General features: G+C 71.8%; 18 protein-coding genes. 6 read left to right on the top strand and 12 right to left on the bottom strand.

All coding sequences use genetic code 11. From position 1 onward, the window contains the following. Window positions 1-5: 5 nt before the first annotated feature. Window positions 6-1,205 carry an acyl-CoA dehydrogenase family protein gene (locus ACIBI4_RS24615; protein WP_399206182.1) on the bottom strand — a complete coding sequence of 400 codons (1,200 nt, stop codon included), beginning with the start codon at window positions 1,203-1,205 and terminating at the stop codon, window positions 6-8. A 23-nt stretch (window positions 1,206-1,228) separates the two neighbouring features. After that, window positions 1,229-2,806, bottom strand: coding sequence for a class I adenylate-forming enzyme family protein (locus ACIBI4_RS24610; protein ID WP_399206181.1), 1,578 nt, complete (start codon window positions 2,804-2,806; stop codon window positions 1,229-1,231). Between the two features lie 190 nt (window positions 2,807-2,996). Between ACIBI4_RS24610 and ACIBI4_RS24605 the strand changes: the two genes are divergently transcribed. After that, window positions 2,997-3,593, top strand: coding sequence for a TetR/AcrR family transcriptional regulator (locus ACIBI4_RS24605; protein WP_399206180.1), 597 nt, complete (start codon window positions 2,997-2,999; stop codon window positions 3,591-3,593). Window positions 3,594-3,686: 93 nt separating this feature from the next. Here ACIBI4_RS24605 and ACIBI4_RS24600 read toward each other — a convergent pair whose 3' ends face one another. Then, window positions 3,687-5,045: an MFS transporter gene (locus tag ACIBI4_RS24600; RefSeq protein ID WP_399206179.1), complete on the bottom strand. Its 1,359-nt coding sequence runs from the start codon at window positions 5,043-5,045 to the stop codon at window positions 3,687-3,689. Window positions 5,046-5,241: 196 nt separating this feature from the next. On the opposite strand from ACIBI4_RS24600, the gene ACIBI4_RS24595 reads away from it, so the two are divergent. Further along, a complete protein-coding gene (locus ACIBI4_RS24595; protein WP_399206178.1) occupies window positions 5,242-6,429 on the top strand; it encodes a serine hydrolase domain-containing protein in 1,188 nt (395 codons plus the stop codon). Between the two features lie 26 nt (window positions 6,430-6,455). Here the strand turns inward: ACIBI4_RS24595 and ACIBI4_RS24590 are convergent, their stop codons facing one another. The 3 genes from ACIBI4_RS24590 to ACIBI4_RS24580 are packed head-to-tail and all read right to left on the bottom strand — an operon-like array spanning window position 6,456 to window position 10,541. Beyond that, a complete protein-coding gene (locus ACIBI4_RS24590) occupies window positions 6,456-7,949 on the bottom strand; it encodes an amidase (protein ID WP_399206177.1) in 1,494 nt (497 codons plus the stop codon). A 37-nt stretch (window positions 7,950-7,986) separates the two neighbouring features. Further along, window positions 7,987-9,258 carry an amidohydrolase gene (locus ACIBI4_RS24585; RefSeq protein ID WP_399206176.1) on the bottom strand — a complete coding sequence of 424 codons (1,272 nt, stop codon included), beginning with the start codon at window positions 9,256-9,258 and terminating at the stop codon, window positions 7,987-7,989. Further along, complete coding sequence (locus ACIBI4_RS24580; protein WP_399206175.1) at window positions 9,255-10,541, bottom strand: MFS transporter; 1,287 nt, start codon at window positions 10,539-10,541, stop codon at window positions 9,255-9,257. The genes ACIBI4_RS24585 and ACIBI4_RS24580 overlap by 4 nt, the downstream gene beginning before the upstream one ends. A gap of 64 nt (window positions 10,542-10,605) precedes the next feature. Between ACIBI4_RS24580 and ACIBI4_RS24575 the strand changes: the two genes are divergently transcribed. Next, window positions 10,606-11,694: an Lrp/AsnC family transcriptional regulator gene (locus ACIBI4_RS24575; protein WP_399206174.1), complete on the top strand. Its 1,089-nt coding sequence runs from the start codon at window positions 10,606-10,608 to the stop codon at window positions 11,692-11,694. A gap of 1 nt (window position 11,695) precedes the next feature. On the opposite strand, the gene ACIBI4_RS24570 is transcribed toward ACIBI4_RS24575, so the two are convergent. Then, entirely contained in the window at window positions 11,696-13,117 is a 1,422-nt protein-coding gene (locus ACIBI4_RS24570) for an amidase (RefSeq protein WP_399206173.1), read from the bottom strand. A 44-nt stretch (window positions 13,118-13,161) separates the two neighbouring features. Next, a complete protein-coding gene (locus tag ACIBI4_RS24565; RefSeq protein ID WP_399206172.1) occupies window positions 13,162-14,490 on the bottom strand; it encodes a D-arabinono-1,4-lactone oxidase in 1,329 nt (442 codons plus the stop codon). A 281-nt stretch (window positions 14,491-14,771) separates the two neighbouring features. Between ACIBI4_RS24565 and ACIBI4_RS24560 the strand changes: the two genes are divergently transcribed. The 3 genes from ACIBI4_RS24560 to ACIBI4_RS24550 all read left to right on the top strand — a co-directional run bounded on the left by ACIBI4_RS24560 (window position 14,772) and on the right by ACIBI4_RS24550 (window position 18,298). After that, window positions 14,772-16,052, top strand: coding sequence for an amino acid deaminase/aldolase (locus ACIBI4_RS24560; protein WP_399206171.1), 1,281 nt, complete (start codon window positions 14,772-14,774; stop codon window positions 16,050-16,052). Between the two features lie 34 nt (window positions 16,053-16,086). Beyond that, the gene (locus ACIBI4_RS24555; protein WP_399206170.1) at window positions 16,087-16,680 is read left to right on the top strand and encodes a TetR/AcrR family transcriptional regulator; all 594 of its coding nucleotides are present in this window, start codon (window positions 16,087-16,089) and stop codon (window positions 16,678-16,680) included. A gap of 130 nt (window positions 16,681-16,810) precedes the next feature. Continuing rightward, window positions 16,811-18,298, top strand: a complete 1,488-nt coding sequence (locus ACIBI4_RS24550) for a SulP family inorganic anion transporter (protein WP_399206169.1) — start codon at window positions 16,811-16,813, stop codon at window positions 18,296-18,298. A 26-nt stretch (window positions 18,299-18,324) separates the two neighbouring features. Here the strand turns inward: ACIBI4_RS24550 and ACIBI4_RS24545 are convergent, their stop codons facing one another. The 4 genes from ACIBI4_RS24545 to ACIBI4_RS24530 all read right to left on the bottom strand — a co-directional run bounded on the left by ACIBI4_RS24545 (window position 18,325) and on the right by ACIBI4_RS24530 (window position 22,688). After that, a complete protein-coding gene (locus tag ACIBI4_RS24545) occupies window positions 18,325-19,248 on the bottom strand; it encodes an NADP-dependent oxidoreductase (RefSeq protein WP_399206168.1) in 924 nt (307 codons plus the stop codon). Window positions 19,249-19,489: 241 nt separating this feature from the next. Next, window positions 19,490-21,022, bottom strand: a complete 1,533-nt coding sequence (locus ACIBI4_RS24540; protein ID WP_399206167.1) for a potassium/proton antiporter — start codon at window positions 21,020-21,022, stop codon at window positions 19,490-19,492. Beyond that, entirely contained in the window at window positions 21,019-21,321 is a 303-nt protein-coding gene (locus ACIBI4_RS24535; RefSeq protein WP_399206166.1) for a DUF3040 domain-containing protein, read from the bottom strand. Before ACIBI4_RS24535 ends, ACIBI4_RS24540 begins: the two co-directional genes overlap by 4 nt. A gap of 68 nt (window positions 21,322-21,389) precedes the next feature. Then, window positions 21,390-22,688 carry an SLC13 family permease gene (locus tag ACIBI4_RS24530; RefSeq protein ID WP_399206165.1) on the bottom strand — a complete coding sequence of 433 codons (1,299 nt, stop codon included), beginning with the start codon at window positions 22,686-22,688 and terminating at the stop codon, window positions 21,390-21,392. Window positions 22,689-22,813 lie beyond the last annotated feature (125 nt).

Below are 22,813 nucleotides of genomic sequence, written 5' to 3'. Positions count from 1 at the left end.
GCGGATCAGTGGTTGAAGGCCAGGAGCTTGGCGATGCCGTTGCGTTGGATCTCGGACGTGCCGGTGAGGACGCGGAACATGCGGATCTTGCGGAAGAGGTACTCGATCTCGTTGCCCTGGGTGAGCCCCTCCTTGCCGTGGATCTGCACGGCCTCGTCGAGGATGCGGAAGGCGGACTCGGCGACGAACAGCTTGCACATGAACGCTTCGGCGTGGACCTCGCGGCCCTCGTCCAGTGCCGCCAGCGCGCTGTACGTCATGGAGCGTGCGGCGTACAGCTCGGTGGCCATGTCGGCGACCTTGTGCTGGATGGCCTGGAGCATGAGCAGCGGCTGGCCGGCGACCTGCCGGGTCCGCGTGCGGTCGAGGGTCAGCCTGACGGCGCGGCGGGTGGCGCCGAGCACGGTGGGGCAGTGCAGGAGGCGGTTGGTGGTCACGCGGCCGAGCGCGATGCGCATGCCCTTGCCCTCCTCGCCGAGGAGGTTGGCGGCGGGGACGAAGCAGTCGTCCAGGACGATGTCGCTCTCGATGTGCTCGCCGGACATCGGGGTCGCCCCGTCCTCGACGCGGCAACCGGGGCTGTCCAGGTCCACGAGGAACGCGGAGAACAGCGGCTTGTCGCCCTCCGCCTCGCCGGTACCGGCCATGCGGGCGACCACGATCGCGAAGTCGGCGAAGGGGCCGGCCGAGGAGAACACCTTGTGTCCGGTGAGGCGGTAGCCGTCCCGCTCGTCGTCGCGGACGGCGACGGTGCGCATGGAGCGGACATCGGAGCCGGCGTCGGTCTCGGTGAGGGAGAAGCAGCAGGCCCGCTCGCCGTGGATCAGCGGCAGCAGATACGTCTTCAGCTGGTGCTCGGTGGCGTGCTTGAGGATGTCACCCGCACGCAGCGGTCCGCCCATGTCGCCCAGGACGCAGTGGGACAGGACACGTCCGCTGGCGCCCACCTCCTCCTTCAGGGCGGCGAGCTGGGTGTACGTGAGGTTCTGGCCGCCGTACTCCTCGGGCAGGTGGATCCCGTAGAAGCCGAGTTCACGGCTGCGGCGCCAGACCGGTTCGAGGTCGGCGCGGGTGAGGCGGGTGGCGGGGGTGATGCCGCGCTCGCGTTCGTAGTCGGCGAGCTCGCCGTCGAGGTAGTCGCGCAGGCGCTCGACCAGTTCGGCGGTGCGCGGGTCGTCGTAGGCGGGAAGGAGGGAGAAGGTCATCAGGGACTCCGTGGTGCGGTGGGTCAGTTGACGCGGCGGGCGGCGTTCGCCCAGTACGGTTCGCGGACGGCCTTGCGGTCGAGCTTGCCGTTGCGGTTGTGGGGGAGTTCGCTCACGAAGTCGACGGAGCGGGGCTTCTTGAGGCGGTCGAGGCGGTCCGCGCAGAAGGCGATCAGGTCTTCGGCGGTGGCGGTGGCGCCCGCGTGCGGTACGACGACGGCCTTGACGGCCTCGCCCCACTGCTCGTCGGGCACGCCGACGACGCACGCCTCCTGGACGGCCGGATGTTCGTACAGAGCGGACTCGACCTCGGTGCAGTAGATGTTGAAGCCGCCCGAGATGATCATGTCCTTCTTGCGGTCGACGAGGAACAGATAGCCGTCCTCCCGCATCCACGCCAGGTCACCGGTGTGCACCCAGCCGTCACGGAAGGTCTCGGCCGACAGCTCCGGCTCCTTCCAGTACTCCCGTACGCAGTCGGGGCCGCGCACGATGACCTCGCCGACCTTGCGCGGGGCGAGCTCGCGGCCGGCCTCGTCGACGACGCGTATCTCGGTGTCGTATGTGGCCCGCCCGCACGACTGGAGCAGTTCGTCGTCCTCCTTGACCGCGTGGGCGATCTCCTCGGAGCTCAGTCCCGCGACGACGCTGGTGGTCTCGCCGAGGCCGTAGCCCTGGGCGACGACGGGTCCGAAGAAGGCGACCGCGTCGCGCAGGCGCTGCGGCGAGATGGGCGCGCCGCCGACCCGCAAGCTGGTCAGGGAGGAGAGGTCGTACCGTTCGGCCTCCGGGTGGGCGAGGACCATGTTCACCATGGCCGGCACCAGGAAGGTGGTGGTGATGCGTTCCTTCTCCACGGTCTCCAGGAAGCTCTGCGGGTTCCAGGTGGGCAGGACATACGTGGTGGAGCCGCCGAACACACCGGCCAGCAGGCCCATTCCGGTGGCGTGGGTGATGGGGCCGCAGGCCAGGTAGCGGGTCCCGGGGCGGGGCCGGGACTCGTCGGCCATCAGCAGCTTGCGCATGTTGGCGAGACGGTTGCCGACCGTCTGGACCGCCGCCTTCAGGGCCCCGGTGGAGCCGGAGGTGAAGTTCAGGACGCACGGCTGCGACGCGTCGACCTCGACGAGGAACGGCGCCTCGTCGCCCTCGGCGAGCAGTGCGTCGTAGGACACCTCGCCCGGTCCGGACGCGTGCGGGGCGTCGAGTGGGACGTCGAGTGGGACGGGCACGCAGTCGGTGCCGGCGGCGGCGATCGCGGCGAGCGCGTCCTCGCGGTGCGCCGCGTCGAAGATCAGGGCACGAATGGGGGCGTAGCGCAGGATGTGCTCGATCTCGCCGCGCCCGAGCCGGGCGTTGATCGGAGCGCGCGTCAAACCCGCTTTGTACAGGGCGAATTCGACCTCCACGAGCTCGCCGCGGTTCCACGCGAGCGACGCCACTGCGTCACCGGGCCGCAGGCCCCGGGCGGACAGGGCGGAGGCGAGGCGGTTGGCCGCGCCGTCGAGTTCGCAGAAGGTCCAGGACCGGTCGCCGCACACGAGGGAGGGGGCCTGGGGCCAATAGCGGGCGCTGCGCGCCAGATAGGTGCCGAGGTTCATCACGTGACCTGCTTCCGAGCGGAAGGGGAACGGAGCGCAGAGCGGCGTGCCGCCGCACCGCGCAGGAAACTGAACTGCTTGGAAACTGAACAGGTTGCTCAATTACAGACAGCTTGTTCAGTAACGTGTGAGGTGTCAAGAGTCCCTAGACTGGGCGCGCACGCCGAGCCGACGATCGAGGAGGGGGCCGATGGCCGAGGACAGAAGGACGAGACGGTCACGCCGTGCCCTGGGGGCCGCCTTGGTCGAGCTGGTCCTGGAGCGTGGTTTCACCGCGCTGACGGTGGAGGACATCACCGAGCGGGCGGACGTGGCGCGCGCCACCTTCTACGCCCACTTCCGCGACAAGGAGGACCTGTTCGCCCGGGTGACGGCCGACCTCCTGGACGAGCTCGGCGAGCGGCTCGCCCCCGCCGTGGCGGACAGCGTGATCGGTTTCACGGGCAAGCCGGTCCTGGAGATGCTGCGGCACGCGCGCGAGGAGCGTGACCTGTACCGGATCGTGCTGCGCGGCGACGGCGACGGCAGACCGCTGCAGATGTTCACGGACGCCTGCGCCAAGGCGACCGCGGACGAGTTCCGTGCCCGTGCGGAGCGCAACGCGGTCCAGCCGCGCATCGACCCCGACCTGCTCGCCCGGGTGTGGGTGGGTGAGCAGATCGCCGTACTGCGCTGGTGGGTCGAGCAGGAATCACCGTCCTTGCCCGCCGAGGACGTCGTGCGCATGCTGCTCGACCTGGCGCTGCACGGACGGTACTGGGCCAGCGGCTTCGAGCAGCCGGCCTGAGTCTGAGCCTGAGCCGGACGGCGGGCGGCGGGCGGCGGGCGGCGGGCGGCGGGCGGTGACGCCGACCCCGCCCCGCCGCGCCGCCCGCCCGTTTCAGCGCGAGGGTTCGGCCGGCACGGCCGTGACCAGTCGCCGGGCGTCGCGCTCCGGCCGGATGGCGACGAATGCCACCAGCCCGCATGCCGTCATGACGGCGGCGGACAGAAGGAACGACGCGGTGTACCCGGCGCTCTGCGAAGAGGCGGAGTCCAGGAGATGCCCGGTCAGATACGGGGCGATCAGCCCCGGCAGGGTCCCCGTGGCCGCCACGACGCCGAAGACCGCCCCCCGCTGGAGCGGAGGCACCACGGCGGAGGCCGTCATGTAGTGAAGGGGGAACGTGATCGCGTGCCCGCCGAAGGCCACCGTGAGCAGCACCAGCCGGGTGCCGCTGTCCGCGAAGGGGAAGGCGGCCATGGCGAGCCCCGCGACGGTGACCGCGATGCCCTGCGGGGCACCGCTCGACCACCGGCGTGAGAGGCCGCGCCGGTGCAGGCGGTCGAGGAGCGCAGGCACCGACAGCAGCAGCACGAGGCTGAACGCGGAGATGACGCTGATGAACGTGGCCGCCGTGCCGGGCGTCATGTGGAGTTGCGTCCGCAGGTAGGCGGGCAGCCAGGCGTGGCTCAGCGCCATCGCCCAGGAGGCGCCGAACGCGGCGGCGATGCTCCCGAGCACCGTTCCGTTCAGCAGCAGGCGCCGGTACGGGAGCCGTTGTCCGGCGGGACCCGCGTCCGCGGTGCCGGCGGGCGGGCGCGCGCCCCGGGCCCGGGTGTGTTCCGCTCCGTACGGGCCGTCGTGCCCCGTCCGCCACCACACCAGGCTCCAGGTCAGGCTGGCCGCCGCGAGGGCCGCGAACGCGGAGCGCCAGCCGAAGTCGGTGATCAGCCACGTCAGGACCGGTGCCGCGATCAGCATGCCCAGCGCGGCACCGCTGATCTGCAGGGCGGAGGGCAGGCCGCGCCGGTCCTCCGGGAACCACTTGTACAGGGCGTGCATCGACATCGACGCCGCCGGCCCTTCGGCCGCCCCGAGCAGCATGCGCCCCGCGATCAGGGCCGGCACCGACGCGACGAACAGGACCGGCAGCTGGGCCACCGCCCACAGGGCGGCCATGGTGAAGAGCAGGATCCTGCTGGAGACCCGCGCGGAAACGAAGCCGACGAGCAGTCCGGACAGGCTGAACAGCAGCGCGAACGAACTGGAGATCAGCCCGTAGGTGCTGTTGCTGATGCCCAGCTCGTCCATGATCGGGACGGCCGCGAGTCCCAGGACGGCCTTGTCCGCGTAGTTGACGAGCATGAAGGTCACGATCAGCGCGGTGATCAGCCAGGCCCGTCGCCGGTCGAACACCGGATGCGCTGGTGGTCCGGCGCTCTCGAGGGTCGGTGCGGGCAGAGACGGTTCGACCATGGGGAACTCCTGCGGCTCGGAGGGAAGGGCGCGGAGGCGGTGCGAACGGGCCGAACCGGTGGGACGGTCGACGGTTCACGCGGAAACGCGCATGGCAGGCGTACGGCGATCGACGTCGAGGTCTGTCGCCTGCTCCTGAACAGGTTGTACGTTAACGGCGTACTTGTTCAAGACCTCTGCGGTACGGAGTACTCACATGACCGACCTGATACGACTCGGTGATCTCTCGTGGACCCGCGGCTACACGGACCCCGCCTGGATCCGCCGCTTCACGTCCGCGGGCCGCGAGCTCACCCCGAGCCGCCGCGTGTGGCGAGGCCCCGAGCCCGCCCGGCCCCTGTCCGAGCGGCCGGCCGGCCTCGACGCACTCGACATCGAGCTCGGCGGGACCACGTTCAAGCTGGAGGACCTGTTCGCCGCGGCCCAGACGGACGCGCTCCTCGTGATGCACCGTGGCGCCGTCGTGTACGAGACGTACCGGCACGGCACCGAGGCGCACACGCCGCACTTCAACGCCTCGGCGGCCAAGTCCTATATCGGCCTGATGGCGGCGACCCTGGCGCACCAGGGGCTTCTGGACCGATCGGCCCCGGCATCCGCCCACGTCCCCGAGCTCACCGGTACCGCGTTCGGCGACGCCACGATCGAGGACCTGCTGCACATGGGCACCCAGGTCAGCTACTCGGGCCGGCCTTTCGACAAGGCGATCGAGGCCCAGCGGTACTTCGCGGTCATCGCCCCGCAACTGCGGCCGTACGGCTACAGCGGTCCCACGACCATCCGCGAACACCTCCTGACCGCCCGCGCCACCGGCCGCCCTGGCACCGAGTTCCGCTACGAGAACGGCAACGTCGAGACGCTGGCCGAGGTCCTGCGCCGGGTCACCGGCCTCACCACCTCCGCGCTGCTCAGCGAGATGATCTGGTCGAAGATCGGCGCCGAGGAGGACGCCTACTACATCCTCGACGGCGACGGCGTCGAGGCCGCGTGCGGCGGCTTCAGCGCAACAGCGCGCGACGTCGCCCGGCTCGGCGAGATGCTCCGCTGCGGCGGGGCCGTCGGCGACCGGCAGGTCGTACCCGAGGAGGTGGCGTCGACGATCGCCGGCGGTGTGCCCGACGGCTATCCCCGGCACGTACGGTTCCCCGCCGCACCGCCCGACTCGCCCGCCACGCTCTCGTACCACGACCTGTGGTGGATCCCGAACGACCCGTACGGCTCCTACCTCGCCAGCGGCATCCACGGCCAGCGGCTCTTCGTCTCACCCGGCCTGGACCTCGTCGCCGTCCACTTCGGCTCGCAGGTCATCTCCCCGGACGTGCCGGTCGCCCCGCTCGTCCAGGCGTTCCTGCGGATCGGGACCCATCTCCAAGGGGCCCGGTGAAGTTCCACTCCTGCTCCACCCGGACCTCACCGCAACCAGGCCCTCACCTCGTCATACGCCCACGGCCGCACCACCTCCAGAGCCTTCCCCACCCGAAAGACGGTCGGATCGTCGTAGGGATGCCCGACGATCTGGAGCCCTGTCGGGATGCCCCAACTCGACGTCCCCGACGGGACGTTGAGGACCGGGCAGCGGTTGTTGATGTTGAAGGGGAGGGTCATTGCGGACCAGAGGGGTTCCACCGTTTCCTCGCCGTGGACGATGGCCTTCTCGCCTGCCAGGTCGTCCCCGGCGTGCCAGCCGGGGATGGCGGTGGTGGGGCAGATGAGGGCGTCGTAGCCGGTCATGGCGGTGGCCAGTTGTTGCTGGAGGCGGTGTTCGGCGCGTAGTGCGTCGAGGTAACTCGCCTGCGTGCGGGCGTACTTCATGAGGTCCGCGTAGGCGAGGGTGTAGGAACTGAGCAGTTCGCGGTGGCGTTCCGCGGTCTCTTCGACGGCAGCCCCGAGGGTCGTGGAGAAGTGGCCGGCGATGGCGGTCAGCAAGTCGACGCGGGTCCACGGCAGGATGATCTCCTCGACCCGCGCGCCCGCGTCGGCGAGGGCCTGTGCGGCGGCCCGGGTGTTGGCCTCGACCTCGGGGTGGACCTCGTACTCGCCGAGCCGTACACAGAGCGCGACGCGCAGACCGGCCACGTCCTCGTAGGCCGTCGGCAGCGTCAACTTCGGCCCGATGGTGGTGTGGTCGCGGGGGTCGGGGCCGGCCAGGACGTTCTGGAAGGCGATGACGTCGTCGACGGTGCGGCCCAGCGGGCCGTCGCCGCGGTAGTGGTCGGCGGCGATGGGGCCGAGGCCCGGGTTGCGGCCGTACGGCGCCTTGAAGCCGACGGTTCCGGTGAACGCGGCCGGGATCCGGGTGGAGCCGCCGATGTCCGAGGCGGAGGCGAGCAGGGACGTGCCGGCGGCGAGGGAGGCGGCCGAGCCGCCGGAGGAACCGCCTGGGGTGAACTCGGGGTTCCAGGGGTTGCGGGTGATGCCCCACATGCGGGAGTGCGTGAAGGTGGCGATCGAGAACTCGGGTGTGGTCGTACGGGCGTGGATGATCCCGCCCGCATCGAGGATCCGGTCGACGACCGGGTGGTTCGCGTCGGCGACGGTGCCCTCGTTGGCGAGGGACCCTTCGGTGAGGGAGCGGCCGCGGAGGGCGTGCTTCTCCTTGGCCGCGACCGGGATGCCCTCCAGCGGGCGGGGACGGAGGCCGCCCTTGCCGAGGTAGCGGTCCTCCGCGTTCCGGGCCTGGTCCAGGGCCTCGTCGAACAGGCGCTCGCTGAAGGCGTTGACGGTCGGTTCGGTCTTCTCGGCGCGCTCGATGACCGCCCGCATCAGTTCGACCGGCGACAACTCCCGGGCGGCGAACAGGCGGAGGGCGTCGGTGGCGCTGAGGTAGCCGAGGTGACCGAGGCGACCGAGGCGACCGAGGTGGTCGAGGTCATCGGGTGAGGGCTGGGGCTCTGCGGTGTTCATGGGATTCCCCTTCTGGCGGGATTGCCTGGTCGTCCGGTCAGCGCAGCCAGTGCGCGGCCGCCGCCAGCAGCGTCGTGACGCCGATCCGGAGGGTCGGCTCGGGCATGGGGGCGTAGTGCGGCGAGTGGTTGGAGGCGACGCCTGCCGGGAGCCCTTGTTCCAGGAGGTCGGCGGGGCCGAGGCCCTCGAACAGGGCCGGGTCGGCGCCGCCGAAGTGCCACATCACGGAGGGCACGCCGAGTGCGGTGCCGAAGCAGCCGAAGTCCTCGCTGCCGGTGAGCGGTTCGGGCAGCGTGATCACCTGGTCCCGGCCGAGGACGTCCCCCAGGACAGCGGTCACGGCCGCAGTGGCCTCAGGGGTGTTGACCGTCACGGGGAACGAGGGCAGGCGGACGATCTCGGGTTCCTTCGGCGCGCCGGAGGTGGCGGCCTCGCCCCGGATGACGCGCTCGACGGCGGCGATGACCTTCTCCCGTACCGCGGGGGTGGTGCTGCGGATGTTGACCAGCAGCTCCGCGGTGTCGGGGATGATGTTCTCCTTCGTGCCGGCCTGGATCGAGCCGACCGTCACCACCGCGGTCTGCGTCGCGCCCACCTCGCGCGAGACGACGGTCTGCAGCCGCATGACGACCGCCGCGGCCATGACGACCGGGTCCACGGTCGTCTCCGGGGCGGAACCGTGCCCGCCGCGCCCGTGCAGCCGGACCCGGAGGCTGTCGGACGCGGACATGAACGGCCCCGGGCGGGTCACGGCGAAACCGACGGGGGCGGGGAACACATGCTGGCCCAGGCAGACCTCGGCCCGCGGGAAGCGGTCCAGGAAACCGTCCTCGATCATGGCCGGAGCCCCGCCGACCTCCTCCGCGGGCTGGAAGACGGCGACGACGGTGCCGCTCCAGTCGTCCGGGTGGGCCGCGAGCTGGGCGGTGGCGCCGAGCAGGCAGGCGACGTGCAGGTCGTGACCGCAGGCGTGCATCACCGGGACCTCGTTGCCGTCGCGGTCGACGGCCGTGCGCGTGGAGGCGTACGGCAGGCCGGTCTGCTCCTTGACGGGCAGGCCGTCCATGTCGGCGCGGAGCAGGACGACGGGCCCGTCACCGTTGGCGAGGACGCCGACGACACCCGTGCCGCCGACGCGCTCGGTCACCTCCCAGCCCTGCTCACGCAGCCGGGCGGCGACGATGCCCGCGGTGCGGACCTCCTGGAAGGAGAGTTCGGGGTGGGCGTGCAGATCCTCGTACAGGGCGCGCAGGCCGGGGAGTTGCTCGTCGAGGCCGCTGGTCAGCGGGGTGTGGGGTGTGGTGGTCATGACGGCTCCGGGGTGGTGGTCGGGCTCGGGTGCAGGGGCATGCCGAGTGCGGCGCGGAAGGAGTCGGAGTCCTGCGGCGTGAGCAGGGACATCACCAGGGCGATGACGGCTCCGAGGACGAGGAAGGCGAACGCGGCCTCGAAGGACAGGGCGTCGGCGATCATCCCCATGACGGGCGGGGCGACCATGCCGGCCACCTGGCCGCCGAGGAGGAGGACGGCGCTGCCCATGCCGACGTAGGCCGACGGCAGCGCGCGCATCGGCACGGCGAAGATCGGCATGTAGCACAGCGAGGCGCAGAAGATGGCGACCGTGCCGAAGGCCACGAACCCGGTGAACGAGGCGGAGTTGGCTGCCAGGGGCAACGTGATGGCGACGACGGCCATGCTGGGCACGATCACCTTGCGGTGGTGGCCCTCGAAGCGGTCGGACAGCCGTCCGCCGATGACGGTCGCGCTCGCGGCGGCCAGACCCGGCAGGGCCAGTACCGGGCCGAGCGAGGTGATCGGCAGACCGCGTTCGTCCTCGAGGTAGGACGGGATCCATGTGTTGAGGCCCCAGATGATGGTGCTGTAGCCGAACATCATCGCGGCGAAGCGCCACAGCACACCGATGCGCAGGACCTCGCCGAGACGGGGCGGTGCCTCACGGCTCCCGGGCTCGCTGCCAGGTGCGGGATCCGGCAGCCACAGCCGTACCGCCACGACGACGAACACACCGAGTGCGGCGGTCGAGTAGAACACCGAGCGCCAGCCGAACGCGGCGAGCAGCGGGACGGCGAGGAGCGGGGTGAGGACGGCCGCGAGGGCGGTGGAGCTCATCACCACGCCGTTGGCGCTCGCGCGCTCGGCGGGGGCGGTGCGCTCGGCCAGTGCCTTCATGGAGGCCGGCGGGAAGATGCCCTCGGCCGCGCCGAACGCGAACCGCAGCAGGAGCAGGGCCGCGAAGGACCAGGCGAAGCCGGTCAGGGCGGTGAACAGGGACCAGGCGAGCAGCGCCCACAGGGTGACCCGGCGGGCTCCGAAGCGGTCGGCGAGCAGGCCGCCCGGGATCTGGCACAGGGCGTACGCGAGGAAGAACGCGGAGACGATCAGGCCCTGTTCACCGCGGCTCAGGTCGAATTCCCTGCCGATGTCCGGCAGGACGAGATTGATGATCAGACGGTCGGCGTAGTCGATCAGCCAGGCGGCGAAGAGCAGGGCGACCGTGGTCCTGACGACACGTTTGTGCCGGGCCGCCCGGCCGGTGTCGGCCGGGGGCGCGTGCGGGGGCGGAGCAGGCATGGCACTCCTCTCACCAGGGGCCACGACGATGCGGTGGCCGGGAAGTGCCCCTAAGATCCGGCCTGTGGCGGACGAACTCGTGATTTCGCAGGAAACTCACTCCAGCTCGCGGATACCGCAGGATTCCCGCGACCGGGAGTCGGTGCGTTTCACCGAGCAGGACCTCGCGCTCGTCGACGCGCTGCAGTCGGCCCCGCGCGCCCCGTGGGCCGGTATCGGCCGGGCGCTCGGCATGGACGCGACGACGGCGGCGCGCCGCTGGGAGCGGCTGCGGGCGAGCGGACTCGCCTGGGTGACCGCGTACGACTCGGCGCGCACGGCCGCCGTGGCCTTCGTCGAGGTGGGCAGCAGGCCCGGAGCGCACGAGGAGGTGCGGGAGCGGGTGTGCGCGCTGCCGTGGGTGTTCAGCGTGGACGAGACGACCGGCGACCACGATCTGTTCCTCTCGGTCGCCGCGTCAGGACCGTCGCAGCTCGGCGGGGCCGTGCAGCGGGTCATCGGCGGCATTCCGGGGGTGCGTTCGCTGCGGATGCATCTGGGCATCACGTTGTACGGCGAGGGCGGTGACTGGCGCATCCGGGCCCTGGAACCGGCCCGGCGCGCGGAGTTGGGCGCCTCCGCGCTGCCGAGCCGCACCGCGTACGCCACCCGCGACAACCCCCGTACCTCGACGGAGGACCAGGCGCTCCTGACGGCCCTGGGCGCCGACGGACGCCTGGGCTACACGGCGCTCGGCGCGGCCGCGGGGGTGAGCGAGCACGTGGCCCGGCGCAGGGTGCAGAAGATGCTGCGCGAAGGGGACGTGACCCTGCGCTGCGACTTCGCGCACCCGCTCGCCGGGCTGGGGACGACCGTCATCTACCGCGCGTCCGTTCCCCACAGCCTCCTCGGACGGACCGGCGCCGAACTGGCCCGCCTCGGCCAGGTCCGGCTGAGCGTCTCGGTCACCGGACCGCACAACCTCCTCGTACAGGTCCTTCTGCACGGCCTGCCGGCCATCGACCCGTTCGAGGCGCAGCTCGCCGCCGCGTTCCCCGCCCTGGAGGTCAAGGACCGCACGGTCGTGCTGCACACGCCCAAGCGGATGGGCTGGCTGCTCGGCGCCGACGGGCGCGCCGTGGGCCGGGTCCCTCTGGCGCCGCCCGCGGGATAGCTCAGAACGGGCGCCGCTCCCCGTGCCGGGTGGCCTGCTCGAAGGCGAAGCCGGCGCGCAGCAGCGACAGTTCGGCGCGGTGCGGTCCGACCAGCTGGACACCGAGCGGGAGCCCGTCGGCGGTGAAGCCGGCGGGGACCGCGAGCGAAGGGCTGCCGGTGGCGGAGACGAAGTACGCGGACTTCATCCAGTCCAGGTAGTCGCCCATGGCGGTGCCCGCGATCTCGGTCGGGTACTCCCACTCCACCGGGAACGGCGGCAGCTGGCTGACCGGCAGGACGAGGACGTCGTACCGCCCGAAGAACTCCCGCATCCGGTGGAAGAGTTCACCGTGCGCCAGCTCGGCCCGGCCCAGATCGGCACCGGTGAGCTGCTGTCCGTACGCGATGTTGGCGGCCAGCGACGGCTTGACCTTGTCGCGGTGGGCGTCGAGGGCGGGGCCGAGCACGGTGGCCATCTGCCAGGCGCGCAGGACGCGGAAGACGTCGTCGGCGCCGGAGAAGTCCGGGCAGTCCTGGACGACCGTGCAGCCCAGGCCGGTGAAGACGCCCGCCGCCGCCTCGACGGCCTCCGCCACGGACGGCTCGACCGGCAGCGCACCGCCGAGATCCGGCGACCAGGCCACGCGCAGGGAGCGTACGTCGCTGTCGAGCGGCCCGGCGAACACGGACGGGTCCTGGTCGATGGAGACGGGGGAGCGGGGATCGGGTCCTGCCATCACCGAGAGCAGCAGCGCCACGTCGGTGACCGTCCGCGCCAGCGGCCCCTGGACGACCTGGGTGGCCCACGGCGTGAAGTCCGGCCACAGGGGCACCCGGCCCGGCGTCGGCCGCAGCCCCACCACGTTGCAGAAGGAGGCCGGGTTGCGGATCGAGCCGCCCATGTCGCTGCCGTCGCCGAGGGTCTGGAGCCCGGCGGCCAGGGCGGCGCCGGTGCCTCCGCTGCTGCCGCCCGCCGAGCGCGTGGTGTCGTACGGGTTGTGCGTGGGGCCGAACAGCGGGTTGAACGTGTGCGAACCGGCCCCGAATTCGGGCACGTTGGTCTTTCCGAGGGTGATCGCACCGGCCGCGCGGATTCGCTCGACGCTGATGTCGTCGTGCTCGGGCACGTACTCGGCAAGAACGGGGGAGCCGTGGGTGGTGCGGATGCCCGCCGTGTTGTGGGTGTCCTTGTGCGCGACGGGCAGCCCGTGCAGCGGGCCCACGGGTTCGCCGCGCACGAGGCGCTCATCGGCTTCGGCCGCCTGCTCGAGCGCCGCGTCGGCGGTGAGGGTGACGATGGCGTTGAGCTCGGGGTTGAGCTGGTCGATGCGTTCCAGATGCGCGGTGACGACCTCACGCGCCGACAGGTCGCGGGCGCGGATGCGCCGGGCGAGATCGGTTGCCGACGCGTCGCAGATCTCCGGGTGCACGGGCCGGGACATGGGGACCTCCAGGCGTGGTGTCCGCTTCAAGTGCGGTGTCCGCTTCAGACGGCTACGGCGGTCGCTTCGGGCGCGAGCCCCAGGACCCGGTCGAGGTAGGGGTTGGCGAAGAGCCCGGCCGGGTCGAGGCGGTCGCGCAGGGCCACGAAGTCGTCGAAGCGGTCGTAGCGCGGGCGCAGGGCGTCGGCGTCGAGGGTGTGCATCTTGCCCCAGTGCGGGCGGCCGCCGTAGGAGCCGAGGATGTCCTCGCACGCCTTGAAGTACCGCTCGTACGGCATCCGGTGGTACTGGTGGAAGGCGATGTAGCAGCTCTCCCGCCCCTGCGCGGTGGAGAGCCAGATGTCGTCGGGCGCGGCGAACCGGACCTCCAGCGGGAACGAGACCCGCTCACCTGTCCTGTCGACCCACCGCTCGATCTCACGCAGCGCCTCCACGGCATGCTCGCGCGGGATCGCGAACTCGCCCTCGTGGAACCGGACTTCGCGCGGCGAGGCGAAGACCTTCGGCGACAGGTCGGTGAACTCCCGCGCGGACATCGCCTTCGCCGCGAAGCGGGCGATCGGCGGTACGAGCGCGGGGACGGCCGTGCCGAGGCGGCACAGGGCGCCGAATCCGACGTCGCCGACGGTCTCGTCGATACGGCGGGAAAGTGCGCCGACCGGCTTCAGCGGCGCGTCCCCGGGCAGGCGGCGAAAACGCCGGGTCAGCGCGGTCCGGCTGTGCTGGAACCAGAAGAACTCGAAGTGGTCGTTGGCGTCGGTCAGTTCACCGACGCGGTCGAGGACTTCCGCGACCGGCATCGCGGTGTCCTGGGCGTGCAGCACGAACTGCGGCACGCATTGCAGCGTCACCGCCGTGATGACACCGAGCGCCCCGAGGCCGACCCGCGCGGCGGCGAACAGCTCCGGCCGCTCTTCGGCGGAGCAGCTCACGACGGATCCGTCGGCGAGGACGAGCTCCAGGCCCCGTACCTGGGTGGCGATACCGCCGAAGCGCAGGCCGGAGCCGTGGGTGCCGGTGGAGATGGCGCCGGAGACCGTCTGCCGGTCGATGTCGCCCATGATCTCCAGGGCCAGACCGTGCTCGGCGAGCAGCGGCCCGAGCCGCCACAGCGGCATCCCGGCCTCGACCGTGACGAGCCCGCTGTCCGGGTCCACGGACCGCAGTGCGGTCAGCCGGTCCAGGCGGAGCTGGACCCCGGGTGCGACGGCGGCGCCGCTGAACGAGTGTCCGGAGCCGATCGCCTTGACCCGCAGTCCCCGGGCCGCCGCGTCCTCGACGGCGGCGGCCACCTCCCGCGTGCCGTCCGGCCGCACGATCAGGGCGGGCCGTACCCGCTCGCTCCCCGACCAGTTGCGCCACACCTCGGTCATGCCCGGACGTCCTCTCGACGGGATCGGTGCCACCGGCGTCCGGCCGTGCAGGGGTGACCGTTCGGCCGTGCGGCGATGAAGGGGAGCCTGAACTTGGTCGCTTGTCCAAGTCAAGAGGTGCGGACCCTTGACTTGGACAAGTGACCAAGAGACGGTGGGCGCCACCCGAGCCCGCCCGGCGCCCCGCCCCGGCGTCGCTCCCGGCCGGCCGCGGCACGCCGGCGGCCCGCCACAGCCCAGGCCCAGGCCACGGTCCCGGTCCCGAGAAAGGCCCGTACGCCATGACGCGCGACATGCTCACGACGGACGCACCACCCGAGGCCGTCGACACCCCGCCCGCGGCCGACGACGCCCCACCCGCAGTCATCGACGCGACACCCGCGACCTTCCCGGACCTCCAGCGCGCCACGGCCGCGCTCCAGCCGCCCTTCGCCGTCGTCGACCTCGGCGCGCTGCGGGCGAACGCCGCGCAGATGTCCCGCCGCACCGGCGGCAAACCGATCCGCCTGGCCAGCAAGTCCCTGCGCTGCCGCCGGCTCATCGACGACATCCTGCGCCTGCCCGGATTCGCGGGCATCCTCGCCTTCACGCTTCCCGAGGCCCTGTGGCTGGCGGCCGGCCACGAGGACGTCCTGGTCGGCTACCCGTCGACGGACGTGCCCGCCCTGCGCCGCCTCGCGTCCGACACCGCGCTCGCCGAGCGCGTCACGCTCATGACCGACTCCGTGGAGCACCTGGACTTCATCACCTCCGCCGTCGGGCCCGACGGCCCGCCGCTGCGCGTCTGCCTCGACCTCGACGCCTCCCTCCGCCTGGCCGGCGGACGCCTCCACCTCGGGATGCGCCGCTCACCCCTGCACACGGCCGAGCAGGCCCGCGACCTCGCGCGCGCGGTGCTCGACCGGCCGCGTCTGCGCCTCGTCGGCGTCATGGCGTACGAGGGGCAGATCGCCGGAGTCGGCGACGACCAGCCGGGACCGGCACTGGCCCGTGCCGCGGTCCGCCTCATGCAGCGCGCCTCCGCACGGGAACTGCGCGCGCGCCGCGCGGCGGCGGTGCAGGCCGTGCGCGAGCTCGTACCGCTGGAATTCGTCAACGGCGGCGGGACGGGCAGCCTCGACACCACCTCCGCCGAACCCGCCGTGACCGAACTCGGCGCGGGCTCCGGCCTGTACGCCCCCGCCCTCTTCGACCACTACCGCAGCTTCAGCCCGCTGCCCGCCGCGCACTTCGTTCTGCCGGTCGTCCGCAGGCCCGCGCCGGGCCACGTGACCGTCCTCGGCGGCGGCTGGACCGCCTCCGGACCGGCCGGCGCCGACCGGCTGCCGCTCCCGGTGCGGCCGGCCGGGCTGCGGATGCTGCCCCGCGAGGGCGCCGGCGAGGTTCAGACCCCGCTCACCGGCGCCGCCGCCGACGTGCTCGGCCTGGGCGACCAGGTGTGGTTCCGGCACGCAAAGGCGGGCGAACTGTGCGAACGCGTCAACGAGTTGCACCTCGTCGAGGGCGACCGGATCATCGACGTGGTCCCGACGTACCGGGGCGAGGGCCACGCCTTCCTGTAGCCCGGTCACGCAAGCGAGAGCCCGAGGAGAACGCATGGCCCGGCAGTCCGCCGACGCGCGGCGCGAGCAACTGGTCGAGGCCGCCATCCGCGTCATGATCCGCGACGGCGTCGCCAAGGCCACCACCCGCGCCATCGTCGGCGAGGCAGGACTTCCGCTCGGGGCGTTCCACTACTGCTTCCGCTCCAAGCAGGAACTCCTGCACAGCGTCATCGAACGCATCATGCTCGGTTCGGTCGCGATCCCGCTGGGGCCGGTCGAGGAGGGCGCGGCCGCCCCCGACCTCATCCGCTCCACCCTGTACACGTACTGGGACCTGATCCGCGAGCGTCCCGAGGAGCACCAGCTCACGTACGAACTCGCCCAGTTCGCGCTGCGTGAGCCGGGCCTCGCCGACGTCGCCCGCCGCCAGTACCGGCACTACCTCCAGGTCAACGTCGACCACCTCCAGGCCGTCGCCGAGCGCGCGGGCATCCGCTGGGCCACGGACATCACCGTCCTGGCGCGCTTCGGCCTCAACTTCCTGGACGGCCTCACCCTCAACTGGCTCATCGACCGCGACGACGCCCAGGCCCTGAGCGCTCTCGACGCGTACGCCGAGTATCTGGACGGGCAGATCGCGCGCTGAGGGTCGCGGACCGGTTCGAACGGACGCCTTGCGATGCCGCATCATGGGGAACGCGTGGCTCACCCGCACGCCACCGCCCTGCCCACCCTTCACGACAGGTCCCCCTCCCTTGCCCTCCGCTGTCCCCGCCGTGTCCCCAGGCTCCCCCCTGCGCCGATTGAAGCCCGACTGGATCTCCGATCCGAAGGTCTGGCGTACCGAGGTGCTCGCCGGTCTCGTCGTCGCGCTGGCGTTGATTCCCGAGGCGATCTCGTTCTCCGTGATCGCCGGGGTGGATCCCGCGCTCGGGCTGTTCGCCTCGTTCACGATGGCCGTCGTCATCTCCGTCGTCGGCGGGCGGCGCGCGATGATCTCGGCCGCGACCGGGGCCGTCGCGCTGGTCATCGCGCCGCTCAACCGTGAGCACGGGCTCGGGTATCTGATCGCGGCCGTGATGCTCGCCGGGGTGTTCCAGATCGTGCTCGGCGCGCTCGGAGTGGCGAAGCTGATGCGGTTCATCCCGCGGTCCGTGATGGTCGGCTTCGTCAACTCCCTCGCCGTGCTGATCTTCATGGCGCAGATCCCGGAGATGCGGGATGTGCCCTGGCCCGTCTATCCACTGATCCTCGGCGGGCTCGCGCTGATGGTGCTGTTCCCGAGGATCACCACCGTCGTCCCGGCGCCACTCGTCTCGATCGTGATCCTCACGGTCCTCACGGTCGGGGCCGGGATCGCCGTGCCGACCGTCGGCGACAAGGGCGAGCTGCCCTCGGCGCTGCCCGTGCCGGGCCTGCCCGACGTGCCCTTCACGCTCGACACCCTGACGACCATCGCGCCGTACGCCTTCGCCATGGCGCTGGTCGGTCTGATGGAGTCGCTGATGACCGCGAAGCTCGTCGACGACATCACCGACACCCCGTCGAACAAGACCCGCGAGTCCGTGGGCCAGGGCGTCGCCAACATCGTCACCGGCTTCTTCGGCGGCATGGGCGGCTGCGCCATGATCGGCCAGACGATGATCAACGTGAAGGTCTCCGGCGCCCGTACGCGCCTGTCGACCTTCCTCGCCGGTGCGTTCCTGATGGTCCTGTGCATCGTGTTCGGGCCTGTCGTCTCCGACATCCCGATGGCCGCGCTGGTCGCCGTGATGGTCATGGTGTCCTGGGCGACCTTCGACTGGCACTCGGTCGCGCCCGCGACCCTGCGGCGGATGCCCGCCGGGGAGATCACGGTCATGCTCGTGACCGTCGCGGCGGTCGTCGCCACGCACAACCTCGCGATCGGTGTCGTCCTCGGCTCGCTCACCGCCATGGTGATCTTCGCCAAGCGCGTCGCCCACCGGGCCGGTCTCACGTCCGTCACCGACCCCGACGGCACGACCGTCGTCCACCAGGTCACCGGAGAGCTCTTCTTCGCCTCGGCCAACGACCTGGTGGGACGGTTCGACTACGCGGGCGACCCGGAGCACGTCGTCATCGATCTCTCGGCCGCGCGCATCTGGGACGCCTCGTCCGTCGCCGCGCTCGACTCCGTCGCGGCGAAGTACGCGCAGCGCGGCAAGACCGTGCAGATCACCGGCCTCGACACCCCGAGCGCCGAACTGCACGAGAAGCTCAGCGGGGAGCTCGCGGCGCACTGAGCGCGGCCCGCAGAGGGCAAGGGGCGTTACGGGGCTTCGCTGACCTGGATGATCGTCTTGCCCGGGGTGCGCCGCTCGGGGGCGAAGGCGGCGGCTGCCTCCGCGAGGGGGCGGACCGCGCCGACGATCGGCTTGAGGCGGCCGTCGCGCAGGCGCCGGGCGAGGTCGGCAAGGCGGGCGCGGTCGGGTTCGACGACGAAGAAGACCGCCCGGCCGTCCGCGGGGTGGACCGTGACGGGCTCGGCGATGGTGACCAGCGTGCCGCCGGCGCGGACCAGGTCCGTGGAGCGCCGCAGGATGTCACCGCCGATGACGTCGAAGACGACGTCGACCTCGCCGACGTCCTCCAGGCGTTCGGCCTGCAGATCCACGAAGGCGTCCACGCCGAGGCCGAGCGCGGTCTCCCGGTCGGCGGCCCGTCCGGTGCCGACGACGCGGGCGCCCGCCTCGCGTGCGAGCTGCACGCCGATGGAGCCGACGCCGCCCGCGGCGCCGTGGATGAGCACGGTCTGCCCGACGGTGAGGCGGCCGTGGTCGAAGAGGGCCTGCCACGCGGTCAGCCCGGAGATCGGCAGCGCGGCTGCCGTGACGTGGTCGACGTCGGCCGGGAGCGGGGCGAGGTTGCGTGCCTCGACCGCCGTGTACTCGGCGAGGGAGCCGTTGCGCGTCCAGTCGGTGAGCCCGAAGACGCGCTGGCCGACGGTCAGGCCGGTCGTGCCGTAGCCGAGCCCGGTGACGACGCCGGACAGCTCGTGGCCGGGCACGGACGGGGTGCGGTCCCGGCCGGCCCGGTCGGTCCACGTACCGGGCCAGGTGAGCTCGCCCGGTGTGAAACCGGCGGCGTGCACCCGCACGATCACGTCGTTCTCGGCGGCGTGCGGGTGGGGGAGATCGGTGAGGGTGAGACCGCTGACTCCGGCCTCGCGGTCCTGGACGGTGATGGCGCGCATGGGTTCCTCGGGCGGGTTGGTGGGAGGGGCTCGGTGGCGGGGCGGGTGCTCGATGCCGTGTGTCCGGTGTCGGGTGCGCTGTGTCGGGTGTCGGGTGCACTGCGGCGGGGGAGCGCAATTCCGACGGTATGCGCGATACACCCCGGATGGCTGGTCCAATGCGGCGCTGTGATGGTGGTCCACTTGAGCCGGAAGTCCGGTCGCCGGAAGTTCAGACGCCGGAAGTCCGGTCGCCGGAAGTTCAGTCGGTGGAGTCCGCCGGACCTCGACGACCTGCCCGGACACCCCCGAACTCCCCGTGCCACCGCGCCAGCTTCCCTCTCCGCCCGACCGCCCGCAGCCGCCGCTCCGCCCTGTCCTTCACCTCCGGGGTGGTGATCAGCAGGAGTTCGTCGCCCGAGCGCAGGACGGTGTCGCGGTCCGGGACCAAGGTGGTGCCCTCGCGGACGATGAGGGTGACCGCCGTGGGGGACGGGAGACGGAGTTCGGCGATGGTGACTCCCATGAGGCGGGAGCCCGGCGGGACGGCTGTCGTGAGGAGGTCCGCGTCGAGGACGTCCAGGGGGGCCGACTCGACCTGGATGTCCTGGAGCGTGTCCGTCTCGACCAGGCCGAGGCGGCGGGCCACCGCGGGCAGGGTCGGGCCCTGGACCAGGGTGAAGATCACGACCAGGACGAAGACGATGTTGAGGAGATGGCGGGCGTCCGTGACCCCGGCGACCACCGGGAACGTCGCGAGCACGATCGGGACGGCGCCGCGCAGGCCCGCCCAGGAGATGAAGGCCTGCTCTCGCCAGGGCGTACGGAACGGCAGCAGGCAGAGCGCCACCGACAACGGGCGGGCGAGGAGCAGCAGGATCAGACCGGCGCCCAGGGCGGGCAGCACCGCCGACCCCAGCTCGCTGGGGTCGACCAGGAGCCCCAGCATCACGAACAGCCCGATCTGCGCGAGCCACCCCGTTCCCTCGGCGAAGGAGCGGGTGGCAGCGCGGTGCGGGAGCCGGGAGTTGCCCAGGACGAGGCCCGAGAGGTAGGCGGCGATGATGCCGCTCGCGCCCGCCGCGCCGCCCGCCGCGAAGGCGAGGATGCCGAAGCCGACCGTGGCCAGGGGGTACAGGCCGGTGGCCGGCAGCGCGATGTGGCGCAGCGCGGCCGCGCCGATACGGCCGATGAGGAGGCCGAGGGCACCGCCGACGGCGAGCTGGTAGAGGACGTTGCCCGCGATGGCGGTGGGGGAGGGCAGTTCGGCGAGCGAGGTGCTGAAGACCAGGACGAGGATGATCGTCGGGGCGTCGTTGAAACCGGACTCGGCCTCCAGGAGTCCGGTGATCCGCTTCGGCAGGGGCAGCGCCCGCAGCACCGCGAAGACGGCGGCCGCGTCCGTCGAGGAGATGATGGCGCCGAGCAGCAGCGCGAGATGCCAGTCGAGGCCGAGCAGATAGTGCGCCCCGGCGGCGGTGGCCGCGACGGAGAGCGCCACGCCCGCGGTGGCGAGGACGCTCGCGGGCGCCAGTAGTCGCCGTACGTCCGGCCATCGGGTGGTCAGACCGCCCTCGACGAGGATCACGGCCAGCGCGAGCGTGCCGAGGTTCTGCGCGAGCCGGGCATCGTCGAAGTCCACCCCGATGACGTCCTCGCCGACCAGGACCCCCACCGCGAGGAACAGCAGCAGACTCGGCAGCCCGAGCCGGTTGGCCGTCCGCGCGGCCGCGATGGACGCGAGCAGCACGCCACCGCCGATGAGGACGGCCACGTACAGCTGCTGCAGGGTCATGGCGGTGTCCCCGTCCCGTGCGGGCCATGACCGCGGTGACGCGGTGGATCGAAGAGGTGGGTGGCGGCGCCCGCGATGACGAGGCCCGCGGCGATCAGGAGCCCGTGGCCGATCACGATGCCCGTCCCCAGGCAGCCCGCCGCCGCACCCACCATCAGCCAGGCCCGCAGCCGCCGGCGTTCGCGCGGGCGGCACGGTCCGCGCGGCCGTCCCGTGGCCAGGGCACGGGCGAACTCCGGGTCGTCACGTTCCAGCTGGGCCTCCAGGGCCCGCAGCCGTTCGTCCTCGAAGGCGGACATGTGCTCTCTCTCCTCTCTTCTGGGCCTGCGGCGCCCGCAGGTCCACGCCACGCGCACCACCCCGCGCCTCACGCCAGTGCGAAGTACCGCAGCCACACGTACAACCCCGCTATCGCGACCGTGACCGCCGTGACGATCAGGCCGTAGCGGCTGAACTGCCAGAACGAGATGTGATGGCCCTCGCGCTCCGCGATGCCGATCACGACGACGTTGGCGGAGGAGGCGATGATCGTGGCGTTGCCGCCGAGGTCCGCGCCGAGCGCGAACGCCCACCAGAGCATGCCCGCCTCCTCCATCCCGCCCGCCGCCGAGACGATCTCGGAGACGATGGGGCTCACGGAGGCCACGAACGGGATGTTGTCGATCACGGCGGACGGGATCACCGAACCGAAGGTCAGCGCCATCGACGTGCCGAGCAGCTCACCCTCGGTGGCCCTGGCCGCGGCCTCGCCCAGGTCCCCGATCACTCCCGTCTGCACGAGGGCGCCGACCATGACGAACAGTCCGGCGAAGAAGGCGAGGGTCTCCCACTCGACGTCCTTGACCACTTCTGCGGCGCTCAGCCGGGACACGGCGAGCAGCAGCAGACCGCCGGAGATCGCCACGACCGAGGGCTCCAGGTGGAGCACCGTATGCAGGACGAAGGCGGTCATCACCAGCAGGACCACGACACCGCTGACGATCAGCAGCCGTACGTCCTTGATGGCATCGCGCTCCCTCAGGTCCATCAAGGCGTCGACCTTCTCGGGGTCGTACCTGAACGCCTTGCGGAACATGATCCGGGCCATCAGGACGAGGACGCCCATCAGCACGATGACGATCGGCGCCATGTGGAGCAGGAAGTCGTTGAAGGACAGCCCGGCCCGCGAGCCGATCATGATGTTCGGCGGATCGCCGATCAGGGTCGCCGCACCACCGATATTGCAGGCCGTCACCTCTGCGATCAGGTACGGGACCACGGGCAGCGCGAGCCTGCGGCAGACGAGGATCGTGACGGGGGCGATGAGCAGCACCGTCGTGACGTTGTCGAGCCACGCCGACAGGAAGCCGGTGGCCAGGATCAGCAGCACCATCAGGCGGTACGGACGGCCGCGGGCGCGTTGCGCCGCCCGGATCGCGATGTACTCGAAGACGCCGGTGCGCTGCAGCACCGCCACGATCAGCATCATGCCGAGCAGCAGGACGAGGACGTTCCAGTCGATGCCGGCGTCCGCGGAGAAGAAGGCGTGCTCGGGGCTCGTGGCGCCGAGCAGGAGCATCACCACCGCGCCGCCGAGCGCCGCCGCCACGCGGTGCACCAGCTCCGTGGCGATCAGGACGTAGACCACGGCGAACACGGCCACGGCTGCCCAGGAGGTCCATGCCATGGGCTGCCTCCTCGGGGCCGAGCTGAGGTCCGGGGCCACCACTGTCACCGCGGGCGGTATCCGGCCACCATCCGGGCCCCCACCCAACCCGCATGGGCCGCGACCTGCGACGGCGTACGGGAATG

Source organism: Streptomyces sp. NPDC050418 (genome assembly GCF_044458745.1).
Classification (GTDB): Bacteria; Actinomycetota; Actinomycetes; order Streptomycetales; family Streptomycetaceae; genus Streptomyces.
Note: the sequence above shows the minus strand (reverse complement) of the source record. Positions and strands in the feature narration are given on the sequence as shown.